This window comes from Pseudomonas sp. WS 5412, from assembly GCF_012985615.1.
GTDB lineage: Bacteria > Pseudomonadota > Gammaproteobacteria > Pseudomonadales > Pseudomonadaceae > Aquipseudomonas > Aquipseudomonas shahriarae.
This window is the reverse complement of sequence record NZ_JAARMB010000043.1, coordinates 1-11,666: the sequence shown is the minus strand read 5'-3', so window position 1 is coordinate 11,666 and position 11,666 is coordinate 1. Positions and strand designations below refer to the sequence as shown.

Below are 11,666 nucleotides of genomic sequence, written 5' to 3'. Positions count from 1 at the left end.
CGACTCAAGCCCTGGTCATCATTGGCCGCAAGCTGGCGCGCATCGCCTTTTCGCTCATGAAAAACCTGAGCGAATACCAGTCAAAAGCGGTTTTGGGGGCTTCCCCAAAACCATAGAATCTCCCACATTTGTTTGTGTCGACTTAAATCCCCGGGAATCGCCCCTTCCCCGCTTCGTCGCGGAAGATATCAAACAGTGCCTGCGCCGCCGCCGACAGCTCATGCCCCGGCTTGGTCAGCACCCCAATCGGCCGCTCGATCACCGGGTCACACAAGGTGATGCAACGGGCCCCCGCCTCTTCCATCTGCTGTGCGCACAATGCAGGCACGGCGCTGACGCCCAGGCCGCTGGCAACCATCTTGCCCACGGTTGCCAATTGATGGCTTTCCAACGCCACCGGCAGTTTCATCTGTAACGCGCCGAGGTGCTCCTCGAGCATCACCCGGACCGTGGAAGGCCGCTGCAAGGTAATGAACGGTTGCGCCAGCAGGGTTTTCCAGTCGATCGCGGTCATGTCCGCCAGCGGCGAGTCGCCGGGCACCACCGCGACAAAGCGGTCCAGATACAGCGGGGTGAAGGCCAGCGACGACCCCGGTGACGGCTCAAACGCCACCCCCAGCTCTACCTGGCGATCACGGACCATTTCCAGGACCTGCTCATTGATCAAATCGTGCACCGTGACATTGACCTGGGGAAACCGCGCACGGAACACCTTCAGGATCGGCGGCAGCAGGTTGCCGGCAAACGATGGCATCGCCGCCACCGTCACGCGCCCGCGCTGCAGGGTAAAACGCTGGCGCAGTTCATCCTCGGCATTGTCCCAGTCGGCAATCAACCGGCGAGCCAGGGGCAACAGGGATTCGCCTTCAGGGGTCAGCGCGACGTTGCGCGTATTACGGCTGAACAGCCGCCCGCCCAGGCCCTCCTCCAGGCCCTTGATGGTCAGGCTCAGGGCCGACTGGGACAAATGCAGGCGCTCACAGGCGGCGGCAAAACTCAGGCTCTGGGCCACGGCAAGAAAGGCCCGCATCTGTTTAACTGTCATGACGCTGCTCCAACGGCTTGGCGATTGTGCTGTTTTTTAAATCAATCAACCTTAAAAAACAACTTAACAAATCAATCTGTCAGCGCAACACTCGAGTCACTGGCTGGACCACAAACAATAAAAGAGGTGCATATGGCAGGTTTCGATAAACGCGTGGCGTCCTATGAAGAAGCGCTGGCAGGCCTGGAAGACGGCATGACCGTACTCTCCGGGGGCTTTGGCCTGTGCGGCATCCCGGAAAACCTCATCGCCGAAATCAAGCGCAAAGGCACCCGCGACCTCACGGTGGTCTCCAACAACTGCGGCGTCGATGGCTTCGGCCTGGGTGTATTGCTCGAAGAAAAACAGATCAGCAAGGTCATCGCCTCCTATGTCGGTGAAAACGCCCTGTTCGAGAAGCAACTGCTCAGCGGTGAAATCGAAGTCGTGCTGACGCCCCAGGGCACCCTGGCCGAAAAAATGCGTGCAGGCGGCGCGGGCATTCCGGCGTTCTTTACCGCCACCGGTGTTGGCACGCCCGTCGCCGAAGGTAAGGAAACCCGCGAGTTCAATGGTCGCCCGTACCTGATGGAAGAATCCATCACCGGCGACTTCGCCATCGTCAAAGGCTGGAAAGCCGACCATTTCGGCAACGTCATCTACCGCCACACCGCCCAGAACTTCAACCCGCTGGCCGCCACCGCCGGCAAGATCACCGTGGTCGAAGTCGAGGAAATCGTCGAACCGGGCGAGCTGGACCCGGCGCAGATCCACACCCCTGGCATCTACGTCGACCGGATCATCTGCGGCACCTTCGAGAAGCGCATCGAACAGCGCACCGTCCGCAAATAATCTGCCCAGCCCGAACAATAAGAGGAACAGCACCATGGCTCTTACCCGCGAACAAATGGCTCAACGCGTCGCCCGCGAAATGCAGGACGGCTTCTACGTCAACCTTGGCATCGGCATCCCGACCCTGGTGGCCAACTACATTCCCGAAGGCATGGAAGTGATGCTGCAATCGGAAAACGGCCTGCTGGGCATGGGACCGTTTCCTACCGAAGACACCATTGATGCCGACATGATCAACGCCGGCAAGCAGACCGTCACCGCGCGTATCGGCGCCTCGATCTTCTCCTCGGCCGAGTCCTTCGCAATGATTCGCGGCGGCCACGTAGACCTCACGGTGCTCGGCGCCTTTGAAGTGGACGTACACGGCAACATCGCCTCGTGGATGATCCCCGGCAAGCTGGTCAAGGGCATGGGCGGTGCCATGGACCTGGTGGCCGGCGCAGAAAACATCATCGTGATCATGACCCACGCCTCCAAGGACGGTGAGTCCAAGCTGCTCAGCCAGTGCAGCCTGCCGCTGACCGGGGCCCACTGCATCAAGCGCGTGCTGACGGACCTGGCGTACCTGGAAATCGAAAATGGCGCTTTTGTCCTCAAGGAACGCGCACCTGGCGTCAGCGTTGAAGAGATTGTGAGCAAGACCGCCGGTAAACTGATCGTCCCGGACCACGTTCCAGAAATGCACTTCCAGTGAGGACAGATTCCATGCAAGACGTCGTGATTGTTGCTGCCACCCGCACCGCCGTGGGCAGCTTTCAAGGAGCCCTGGCCGGCATCCCGGCACCGGAACTGGGCGCCGCCGTGATCCGCCGCCTGCTGGAGCAGACCGGCCTGGACCCTGCGCAAGTGGACGAAGTGATCCTCGGCCAGGTCCTGACCGCAGGTTCGGGCCAGAACCCGGCACGCCAGGCGTCGATTCTCGCCGGCCTGCCACATGCAGTGCCCAGCCTGACCTTGAACAAGGTCTGCGGCTCGGGCCTCAAGGCCCTGCACCTGGGCGCACAGGCCATCCGTTGCGGTGACGCCGAGGTGATTATCGCCGGCGGCATGGAGAACATGAGCCTGGCCCCGTACGTGCTGCCCGCCGCCCGCACCGGCCTGCGCATGGGGCACGCGAAGATGGTCGACAGCATGATCACCGACGGCCTGTGGGACGCGTTCAACGACTACCACATGGGCATCACCGCCGAGAACCTGGTGGACAAGTACGGCATCAGCCGTGAAGCCCAGGACGTCTTCGCCGCTGCCTCCCAGCAAAAAGCGGCCGCGGCGATTGAAGCCGGGCGCTTTGCCGATGAAATCACCCCGATCCTGATTCCCCAGCGCAAGGGCGACCCGATTGCCTTTGCGGTGGACGAGCAGCCCCGCGCCGGCACTACCGCCGAATCCCTGGGCAAACTCAAACCGGCCTTCAAGAAAGACGGCAGCGTCACCGCCGGCAACGCGTCGAGCCTCAACGACGGCGCCGCCGCCGTGTTGCTGATGAGTGCCGATAAAGCCAAGGCCCTCGGCCTGCCGGTGCTGGCGCGTATCGCCAGCTACGCGAATGCGGGTGTCGATCCGGCGATCATGGGCATTGGCCCGGTGTCCGCGACCCGTCGTTGCCTGGACAAGGCCGGCTGGCAGTTGGCCGACCTGGACCTGATCGAAGCCAACGAAGCCTTCGCCGCACAGGCGCTGGCAGTGGGCAAGGAACTGGAGTGGGACGCGGCCAAGGTCAACGTCAATGGCGGCGCGATTGCCATTGGCCACCCGATTGGCGCCTCAGGCTGCCGTGTGCTGGTGACCCTGCTGCATGAAATGCTCAAGCGCGACGCCAAGAAAGGCCTGGCGACCTTGTGCATCGGTGGCGGCCAGGGCGTGGCACTGGCCCTTGAGCGCGACTGATTCAACGAGCAACATGAAAGAGGCCCGGCTCCACGAAAAGTCGGGCCTTTTTTTGCCTATTTGTTTTGCGAACCCCCTCCAATGTAGGAGCTGGCTTGCCTGCGATAGCGGAGGGGCAGTCACCGGCAGCATTGACTGATACACCGCTATCGCAGGCAAGCCAGCTCCTACATTAGATATCTAGCGTCCATTGGATTGCGGCACGGCAAATACCGCAGTGGCCCGCACCACCACCTTTTCCCCCACCTGTAAGCTGACCGTGGCAAACGCCATCTGCCGTCCGCGCTTGTGGTGCTCCAGCTGCACCTCGATCCACTCCCCCACCTGCACCGCCCCCAGATAATCGAGGGTCATGCTCGCGGTAATCAACGGCAACGGCGGGTCGCTGGAAAACGCCATGGCGTACCCCATGCCGACATCCGCCAGGGTCGCCAGTACGCCGCCATGCACCGTGCCACGCCCGTTGGCATGGCGGTTGTCGGCGCGCAGGCCCAGTTGCAGGTGCAGGCCCTCGCCACGGCAATACACCGGCCCCAGCAAATCCAGGAGCGGGCTGCTGCGGGGCAAGGGAATAAAGCCTTCAGGGACGTGAGTCATGGTGGATCTTCCTTATGACCGGGCCTGAGGTTTAACCTGCTCCGGTGGATGCAGCCAGCATGATCAACCGGGTAAATCAGTGACGATAAGCCTACGCCCGCTTTGCGTTCGCCGGGCAAACCGGCTTTAATCGCCGCGCACTTTATCCCGCACACTTGAAGGAACCGTAATGCGCCACCTGGAAGGCAGATCTACTGCATTGATGTTATTGGCCGCCCTGCTGCTCGGCGGCTGTTCGCCCAAGGAGTATTCCGAGTCGACGCCGATCAATGGCGAACAGGGCCGGGCCGGCGCGCTGCTGGCCTATGAACACGAGTTGAGCCTGGCGATGCCGCTGGCCCTGCTCGCGCCGCGCATGCAGGCCACCCGCCAAGCCTGCGAGTCGGCACAGTTCGGCGCCTGCAACATCCTACGTATCGAAGAGAATAGCGACGGCGGCACGATCGTGTTGCGCATCGCCCCCAGCGGGGTCGAACCCTTGGTGAAGATGGTGGCCGAGGGTGGGCAACTGGGCCAGCGCATCACCAGCGCCGAAGACCTGGCCGACGCGGTGGCCGATGTGCGCCGTCGCCAGGAACGTTTGCAGGCCCAGCAAAAACGCCTGGATGAACTGGCGGCGCGCAAGGACATCACCGTGGGCGACCTGATCACCCTGACCAAGGAACAGGCCTCCATCGAAAACGAGCTGCAGGAACTGGCGCAGATCGCCGCCGGCCAGCAGCGGCGCCTGGACACCAACCGCGTGACCTTGAACTTCAGTCCATCCGACGGCGAGCATCAGCAATCACGTTTTGCGCGGATGTTCGGCAACCTCGGCGACAACCTGGTCGACGGCACCGCCGATGCCCTGGAACGCTCCAGCTACGTGCTGCCGTTCGTGATCCTCGCCTTCCCGGTGTTGTGGCTGTGGGTCTGGTTGTGGCGCAAGCTGGTCAAGCGCCGCCCCTGACCTCAGCGCTTCATGCAGCGCTGGTAACGCTCATCCACGCGCTTGGCGAACCAGGCCGTGGTGAGGTTACGGGTGATCTTCGGGCTCTTGAGCACAATCCCCGGCAGGATCGCCCGTGGCAGCGGCTTGCCTTCGGCTTTCTCGGCCAGGGCAAACACTCGCTGGTACAGGGTGGTCTGTTCAAAATCCAGGCGATCACCCTGCTCCAACTGGCTGCGAATGCTCGGGTTGCGCATGTCCAGCTTCTTGCCCAGTGAGCGCACCGCCAACTCCGTGGTGCCGGGCATGATCGAGCCATAGCGGATCAAATCGCCATCCAGCGCCAGGCGGGTCCCGGAAGCACGGCTGACCGCGGCCTGGAACGCGGCATTGCGGCTGGCGTACCAACCGGCGTTGAAGTCGGCAAAGCGGTACAGCGGCTGCTCGTAGCTCACCGGGTAACCCAGCAAATGGGCAATGCCGAAGTACATGCCGCCACGCCGGGTGAACACTTCGCGGCGAATGCTCCCATCTACGGTGTAGGGATAATTGCGCGCCTGCTGCTCGGCGAAGGCAATGCTCACCTGCATCGGGCCTGCGGTATGCACTGGGTTGAAACTGCCAAACAAGGTGCGGCCCAACGGCACTGTGCCGATAAAATCGTCAAAGATCCCACTCAGGTCCTTCTCGGTACGCGCAGCGCTCAGGCGGTCGGCGTAGGACTTACCCGTAGGCGAGCGCAGTTGCAACGCGGTGCGCACCAGCACGGCCGGCACATGCACCTTGGCTGCACGCTTGAGGATTTCATCCTGGGCGATCTTGCCCATGTTCGGCACCGGCGGGTCGACCTGATAGGTGGACTCTTGCTCGGTGACCGCCAGCACCGCACAGATATTTTCGGTGCTGGGGTAGATCTTCTGGCTGTCGAGCGCCGTGTAGATATCCTGGGCCCAACCGGCACGATCCGGCACCCTGGCCGGCATTAGTCGCACAATCTGCGCCTTGACCTCGGCCTCACTGCGTTCGGGGAGTTGCTGGCTGCGTTGGGTCGAACAGCCGGCCAGCACCAATAAGGCGGCCAGGCCGAGAGTCAGCCGGGATGAAAGCATGCGGGGGGTGTCCTGTGAGTCGCTGAAAGTGCCCACTATCTCACAAACCCACGCCCACCCCCTGCAGGAGCGGGCTGGCCCGCGATGGCGCCCTCAAGCCGGCTCCCACAGTACATGCGCTGGGATCAGATACCGGCGAGCGCCAGGTCCATCGCAAAGTAGGTAAAGATCAGATCCGCACCGGCGCGCTTGATCGAACCCAGGGTTTCGCGCACCACCCGCGCTTCGTCGATGGCGCCGGCCTGGGCGCCGAACTTGATCATCGCGTATTCGCCACTGACCTGGTACGCCGCCACCGGCAAACGCGAGGCTTCGCGGATGTCGCGGATGATGTCCAGGTAAGCACCGGCCGGCTTGACCATCAGCGAGTCGGCCCCTTCCTGCTCATCGAGCAAGGATTCGCGCACGGCTTCGCGGCGGTTCATCGGGTTCATCTGGTAGCTTTTGCGGTCGCCCTTCAGCGCGCTGCCACCCGCCTCGCGGAACGGGCCATACAGGGCCGAAGCGAATTTAGTCGAGTACGCCATGATCGGGATATGGCTGAACCCGGCCGCATCCAGCGCCCGGCGAATGGCCTGGACCTGGCCGTCCATCGCGGCCGACGGCGCGATCACATCGGCACCGGCACGGGCTGCCGCCACCGCTTGCTTGCCCAGGTTGGCCAGGGTGCGGTCGTTGTCCACTTCATTGCCGTGCATCACGCCGCAATGGCCGTGGTCGGTGTATTCGCAGAAGCAGGTGTCGGACATCACGATCATTTCCGGCACCGCGTCCTTGCAGATCGCCGACATGCGCGACACCAGCCCGCGCTCGTTCCAGGTATCGCTGCCGCTGGCGTCCAGGTGATGGGACACGCCGAACGTCATCACCGACTTGATCCCGGCACGGGCAAAGCGCTCGATTTCACTGGCCAGTTTCGATTCGGGGATGCGCATCACGCCGGGCATGCTGGTGATCGGCACGAAGTCATCGATTTCTTCTTCGACGAAAATCGGCAATACCAGATCATTGAGGGTGAACTCGGTTTCCTGGAACAGGCTGCGCAGCTCAGGGGAACGGCGCAGGCGGCGGGAACGGGCTTCGGGGAACTGACTGGACATGGGGTTTCCTACAAAAAAGGCCAGGGCACGTGGCAAGGCCGCTAGCTTAAGGGCGAAAGCTTATGCCCGGATTGACCGAGAGCACAAATACGGCGGCCATAACGGTGTTTTGCCATTCACGTAACAATGCGGTCTAGGCTAAACAAGCAGGAGCAGCAACGAGTGACCTGTAGAGACCGAGCTGCCCCCTTCCCCACAGGTGCGTTACGGCGTTACAGGCTCAGGCGCCCTTCGATACACAGCGAGACGGCGCCGCCGATCCAGATCTCATCGCCCTGCTGCTGCACGCGAATACGCCCGGCGCGGCCGATGGCCGTGCCCTGGCTGACCACGTATTCGCTGGGGGCCAGGCCCGCACCGAGCAGCCATTGTGCGACACCCGCGTTAAGGCTGCCGGTGGCCGGGTCTTCGGGGGCGCCGTCACCGGCAATAAACGCGCGCACTTCAAACTGCGCATCCACCTCGTCGCGCGTCGGGTCGCACGGAGCAACCACGCCCACCGCCAGCCCGAGCAGTTTTGAATAGTCCGGCTGCAACTCCAGCACCGTCTGCCGGTTCGTCAACATCAGCGCCAGCCAACCGGCGCCATTATCGACCCACTGGCTGCGCACAATCGCTTCGGGCTCAAGGTTGAGCGCCAGGCGCACACGCTCCAGCAACTCGGCATCCAACGGCCCTGAACGCAGCAAGGGTGGCGCGATAAACGCCAGCTCCTCGCCCTGGCGACGGATGCGCACCAGGCCGATCTCGCATTCCTGGATGATCTCGTCGCCCCGGGGCACACCACCGGCCTGCAGCCACGCCCGGCAACTGCCCAGGGTTGGGTGGCCGGCGAACGGCAGCTCCTGCACGGTGGTGAAAATCCGCACCCGGTAATCCGCACGCGGGTCGCGCGGTTGCAGCAGGAACGTGGTTTCGCTGAGGTTGGTCCACTTGGCGAAGTCAGCCATCTGCTGGTCACTGAGGCTATCGGCGCCCAGCACCACGGCCAGCGGGTTGCCCTTGAGCGCCACGCTGCTGAACACGTCCAGTTGCTTGAAATCAAAAGTCGGCATGGGTCAGCTCGGAATGTTCAGGCCACGGATCACCGCCGGCCGGGCGACAAAGCCATCCAGCGCGCGCAGTACATTGGGGAAGTCGGTGATGCCCACCAGATCGCCCGATTCATAGAAGCCAATCAGGTTGCGGATCCAGGGAAAGGTGGCGATATCGGCGATGCTGTACTCATCCCCCATGATCCAGCTGCGGCCCAGCAGGCGTTTTTCCAGCACCTCCAGCAGGCGTCGGGCTTCAGCGGCATAGCGGTCGCGGGGGCGCTTGTCTTCGTAGGCCTTGCCGGCGAACTTATTGAAGAAACCGACCTGGCCGAACATCGGCCCGATCCCGGCCATCTGGAACATCAGCCATTGCAGGGTTTCGTAGCGCGCGGCGGGTGCCTGGGGCAGTAGTTGCGCGGTTTTCTCTGCCAGGTAAATCAGGATCGCCCCCGACTCGAACAACGCCAGCGGCTCACCGCCGGGACCGTTGGGGTCGATGATCGCCGGGATCTTGTTGTTGGGGTTCAGGGACAGAAACTCGGGCGAGAGTTGGTCCTGGGTATCGAAGCTGACCTTATGCGCCTCATAGGCCAGGCCCACCTCTTCGAGCATGATCGAGACTTTGACCCCATTGGGCGTCGGCAACGAGTACAGCTGCAGGCGTTCAGGATGCTCGGCTGGCCATTTGGTAATAATCGGAAACGCTGCAGCTGAAATCATCGATATACCTCAAGGTGAGAAAAACCCATGATAGCCATCCGGCGGCGCGCCTGCATCGGTCTTCAATTCGCAACATGCGCTGGTTAATCTCTTGCACCAAGCGAACCAAAACGCCCTGGCGCACTCTTAGAAGCGCTTGAACGGTTGAATGGAGGCATACCGCCATAACTGTCACGGAAAACCGCACGTTGCTTGGAGCATCGCTGTGGCTGGGCCTTCCAGCCTTGATCCGACGCACCGAAGACTCGACCACTAATGAAAATCAAGCCTTTGTGCCTTGGCAAACGTTTCAAAAAATATGCTTATTTCCTGGTGCCAACGGTGTTCGTCGGCGGTGCCTTGATGCTGGCTTTCGAAGCCCGCGAAAGCAGCGCCGAGCCGAAGAACGGCGTGCAAACCCTGGTGTTCCTGCGTCATGGTGAAAAGCCTGTGGGCGGCCTGGGCCAACTCAATTGCCAGGGCCTCAACCGCGCAATGAACCTGGCCACGGTATTGCCGGAAAAATTCGGCGCTGCCGACTTTGTGTTCGCGGCCAACCCGACGCGCAATGTCGAGGAAGGCGAGTTCGACAATTCCTACAGCTACATTCGGCCATTGATGACCATCAGCCCCAGCGCGATCAAACTCGGGCTGCCGGTGAACATCGAGTTTTCGGCCAACGATACCAGCGACCTGGCTGACGAATTGATGGAGGACAAGTACCACAACTCCACCATCTACACGGCCTGGTCCCATGGCTACCTGCCGGAATTGATCAACAAGGTGGCCAGTGAAGCGGTCGGTGAGAAGTACACCATCACCGAAGACTGGTCCGGCGGCGATTTCGACACCCTGTACGTGTTGACCCTGACCTGGCAGAACGGCAAGGCCAGCCTGCTCAGCCGCAACTACAAGCAAGGCCTGGATAACGGCTTGCAGACTTGCCCGGATGCAACGCACGTAGCCGCCGACACCTGACACCGGGACCGCGTATGATGCGTCGCTATCGACTTATCTGCGGATCTTGACCATGTCTAACCTCACCTCTGCCAGCCCTGCTCGCGGCTGGTCCTTCTGGTGGAAACCGGCGCTGTTCCTGTTGGTGGCCTGCGTCGGCCTGTATTACGTGAAGTGGTCGCCCTACTACTTCAAGGCCTTTGTCGCGGCCGACAGCCACAGCATCGGCAACTCGATTCTCAATGACCAGCAGGGCTCGCCATTGGCGGCCGCCCTGGCCTATGCCCAGGTGTATTTCCTGGCGATCTGGAAAGCCGCCGTGCTGGCGGTGATTCTCGGTTCGTTATTGCAGGTGCTGATTCCACGGGACTGGCTGTTGCGCCTGTTCGGCCGCGCCGGGCTGGGCTCCACGGTGCGTGGCGGGCTGTTCGCCTTGCCGGGCATGATGTGCAGTTGCTGCGCCGCGCCGGTGGCCGCCGGCATGCGTCGTCAACAAGTGTCGGTGGGTGCAGCATTGGCGTTCTGGATGGCCAACCCGGTGCTCAACCCCGCGACCCTGGTGTTCATGGGGTTTGTGCTGGGCTGGGACTTTGCCGCCCTGCGCCTGGTGGCCGGTGTCGTGCTGGTGATCGGTGTCGCGCTGATCGCCCAACGCATCGCCCGCCCCGAGCAGGTGCCCCAGGTAGCACTGGAGGCCGTGGCCGACGTCAGCGGCACCGAGACCCAGCCGTTCCTCAGCCGCTGGCTGCGCACCCTGTGGCAGTTGTTCTGGAGCACCATCCCGATCTACATCCTGGCGGTTTTGCTACTGGGCGCGGCGCGGGTGTGGCTGTTCCCACACGTGGACGGGGCGATGGCCGACAGCCTGCTGTGGCTGGTGCCCCTGGCGATAGTCGGCACGCTGTTTGTGATCCCCACCGCCGCAGAAATCCCGATTGTGCAGACCATGATGGCCCTGGGGCTGGGCACCGGGCCAGCGGTGGCACTGCTGATGACCCTGCCGAGCGTGAGCCTGCCGTCGCTGTTGATGCTGCGCAAGGATTTCGATACGCGGGTGCTGGTGACGGTGGCCGGGCTGACCATGCTGATGGGTGTGGTGTGCGGGTTGGTGGCGGTGGTCGTCCTGTAGGAAGGGTTGACTGCCAGGGCCTCATCGCAGCATAGGTATCTACACAACTCTTTTATCTAGTGCTTGTTGGGTTTGTGTACATATCCGTTGCTGCGGTCACGGCGGCTATTGGTTCCGCCCTTACGGCGGGTCACTTTCGAAGAGCGCGAAAGTAACCAAAGCGCTTTTGCCCCACCACTCGGTGCCTCGCCTAGGCTCGGCATGCCCGCAGTCAGGCATTGCTCCGTGGGCCCGCCGCGATCGGCCATCCATGGCCGTGTCGCGGCTACCCCGGCATCCATGCCGGGGTGCCCACTGCGCAATACCTGCCTGCGGCCATCGTGGTTTAACGGGGCGCCTAAGATCAA

12 protein-coding genes are annotated in these 11,666 nt (G+C 62.4%); 6 read left to right on the top strand and 6 right to left on the bottom strand.

Annotated elements, in window-relative coordinates:
* Positions 1-142 precede the first annotated feature (142 nt).
* On the bottom strand, positions 143-1,045 hold the full coding sequence (locus HBR94_RS28095) for a LysR family transcriptional regulator (protein ID WP_057439445.1): 903 nt from the start codon (positions 1,043-1,045) through the stop codon (positions 143-145).
* A 132-nt stretch (positions 1,046-1,177) separates the two neighbouring features.
* Here HBR94_RS28095 and HBR94_RS28090 point away from each other — a divergent pair, with 132 nt between their 5' ends.
* The 3 genes from HBR94_RS28090 to HBR94_RS28080 are packed head-to-tail and all read left to right on the top strand — an operon-like array spanning position 1,178 to position 3,763.
* Complete coding sequence (locus HBR94_RS28090) at positions 1,178-1,876, top strand: CoA transferase subunit A (protein ID WP_010211319.1); 699 nt, start codon at positions 1,178-1,180, stop codon at positions 1,874-1,876.
* Between the two features lie 34 nt (positions 1,877-1,910).
* Positions 1,911-2,570 (top strand): CoA transferase subunit B, encoded by a 660-nt coding sequence (locus HBR94_RS28085; RefSeq protein WP_057439446.1) that lies wholly within the window; start codon positions 1,911-1,913, stop codon positions 2,568-2,570.
* Between the two features lie 11 nt (positions 2,571-2,581).
* A complete protein-coding gene (locus tag HBR94_RS28080; protein ID WP_170045889.1) occupies positions 2,582-3,763 on the top strand; it encodes an acetyl-CoA C-acetyltransferase in 1,182 nt (393 codons plus the stop codon).
* Positions 3,764-3,943: 180 nt separating this feature from the next.
* On the opposite strand, the gene HBR94_RS28075 is transcribed toward HBR94_RS28080, so the two are convergent.
* Positions 3,944-4,360 (bottom strand): PaaI family thioesterase, encoded by a 417-nt coding sequence (locus HBR94_RS28075; protein ID WP_057439447.1) that lies wholly within the window; start codon positions 4,358-4,360, stop codon positions 3,944-3,946.
* A gap of 169 nt (positions 4,361-4,529) precedes the next feature.
* Here HBR94_RS28075 and HBR94_RS28070 point away from each other — a divergent pair, with 169 nt between their 5' ends.
* A complete protein-coding gene (locus tag HBR94_RS28070) occupies positions 4,530-5,309 on the top strand; it encodes a DUF4349 domain-containing protein (protein ID WP_057439448.1) in 780 nt (259 codons plus the stop codon).
* 2 nt (positions 5,310-5,311) lie between these two features.
* Here the strand turns inward: HBR94_RS28070 and HBR94_RS28065 are convergent, their stop codons facing one another.
* The 4 genes from HBR94_RS28065 to HBR94_RS28050 all read right to left on the bottom strand — a co-directional run bounded on the left by HBR94_RS28065 (position 5,312) and on the right by HBR94_RS28050 (position 9,254).
* A complete protein-coding gene (locus HBR94_RS28065; protein WP_115128543.1) occupies positions 5,312-6,397 on the bottom strand; it encodes a DUF1615 domain-containing protein in 1,086 nt (361 codons plus the stop codon).
* Positions 6,398-6,522: 125 nt separating this feature from the next.
* Entirely contained in the window at positions 6,523-7,497 is a 975-nt protein-coding gene (gene hemB, locus HBR94_RS28060) for a porphobilinogen synthase (RefSeq protein ID WP_057959111.1), read from the bottom strand.
* Positions 7,498-7,709: 212 nt separating this feature from the next.
* A complete protein-coding gene (locus tag HBR94_RS28055) occupies positions 7,710-8,552 on the bottom strand; it encodes a PhzF family phenazine biosynthesis protein (protein WP_170045888.1) in 843 nt (280 codons plus the stop codon).
* A gap of 3 nt (positions 8,553-8,555) precedes the next feature.
* Positions 8,556-9,254 carry a glutathione S-transferase N-terminal domain-containing protein gene (locus tag HBR94_RS28050; RefSeq protein WP_057439451.1) on the bottom strand — a complete coding sequence of 233 codons (699 nt, stop codon included), beginning with the start codon at positions 9,252-9,254 and terminating at the stop codon, positions 8,556-8,558.
* A 255-nt stretch (positions 9,255-9,509) separates the two neighbouring features.
* On the opposite strand from HBR94_RS28050, the gene HBR94_RS28045 reads away from it, so the two are divergent.
* Together HBR94_RS28045 and HBR94_RS28040 are read left to right on the top strand one after the other, a co-directional pair.
* The gene (locus HBR94_RS28045) at positions 9,510-10,211 is read left to right on the top strand and encodes a hypothetical protein (RefSeq protein ID WP_057439452.1); all 702 of its coding nucleotides are present in this window, start codon (positions 9,510-9,512) and stop codon (positions 10,209-10,211) included.
* Between the two features lie 52 nt (positions 10,212-10,263).
* Positions 10,264-11,319 (top strand): permease, encoded by a 1,056-nt coding sequence (locus HBR94_RS28040; RefSeq protein ID WP_057439453.1) that lies wholly within the window; start codon positions 10,264-10,266, stop codon positions 11,317-11,319.
* The last annotated feature ends 347 nt before the right edge of the window (positions 11,320-11,666 follow it).

What these genes read in the sequence shown, in the direction of transcription:
- HBR94_RS28045 (WP_057439452.1), top strand. Translation starts at nt 9,510, where the DNA reads ATGAAAATCAAGCCTTTGTGCCTTGGCAAACGTTTCAAAAAATATGCT.
- HBR94_RS28040 (WP_057439453.1), top strand. Translation starts at nt 10,264, where the DNA reads ATGTCTAACCTCACCTCTGCCAGCCCTGCTCGCGGCTGGTCCTTCTGG.
- HBR94_RS28090 (WP_010211319.1), top strand. Translation starts at nt 1,178, where the DNA reads ATGGCAGGTTTCGATAAACGCGTGGCGTCCTATGAAGAAGCGCTGGCA.
- HBR94_RS28055 (WP_170045888.1), bottom strand. Translation starts at nt 8,552, where the DNA reads ATGCCGACTTTTGATTTCAAGCAACTGGACGTGTTCAGCAGCGTGGCG.
- HBR94_RS28075 (WP_057439447.1), bottom strand. Translation starts at nt 4,360, where the DNA reads ATGACTCACGTCCCTGAAGGCTTTATTCCCTTGCCCCGCAGCAGCCCG.
- HBR94_RS28065 (WP_115128543.1), bottom strand. Translation starts at nt 6,397, where the DNA reads ATGCTTTCATCCCGGCTGACTCTCGGCCTGGCCGCCTTATTGGTGCTG.
- HBR94_RS28095 (WP_057439445.1), bottom strand. Translation starts at nt 1,045, where the DNA reads ATGACAGTTAAACAGATGCGGGCCTTTCTTGCCGTGGCCCAGAGCCTG.
- HBR94_RS28070 (WP_057439448.1), top strand. Translation starts at nt 4,530, where the DNA reads ATGCGCCACCTGGAAGGCAGATCTACTGCATTGATGTTATTGGCCGCC.
- HBR94_RS28050 (WP_057439451.1), bottom strand. Translation starts at nt 9,254, where the DNA reads ATGATTTCAGCTGCAGCGTTTCCGATTATTACCAAATGGCCAGCCGAG.
- HBR94_RS28085 (WP_057439446.1), top strand. Translation starts at nt 1,911, where the DNA reads ATGGCTCTTACCCGCGAACAAATGGCTCAACGCGTCGCCCGCGAAATG.
- HBR94_RS28080 (WP_170045889.1), top strand. Translation starts at nt 2,582, where the DNA reads ATGCAAGACGTCGTGATTGTTGCTGCCACCCGCACCGCCGTGGGCAGC.
- hemB (WP_057959111.1), bottom strand. Translation starts at nt 7,497, where the DNA reads ATGTCCAGTCAGTTCCCCGAAGCCCGTTCCCGCCGCCTGCGCCGTTCC.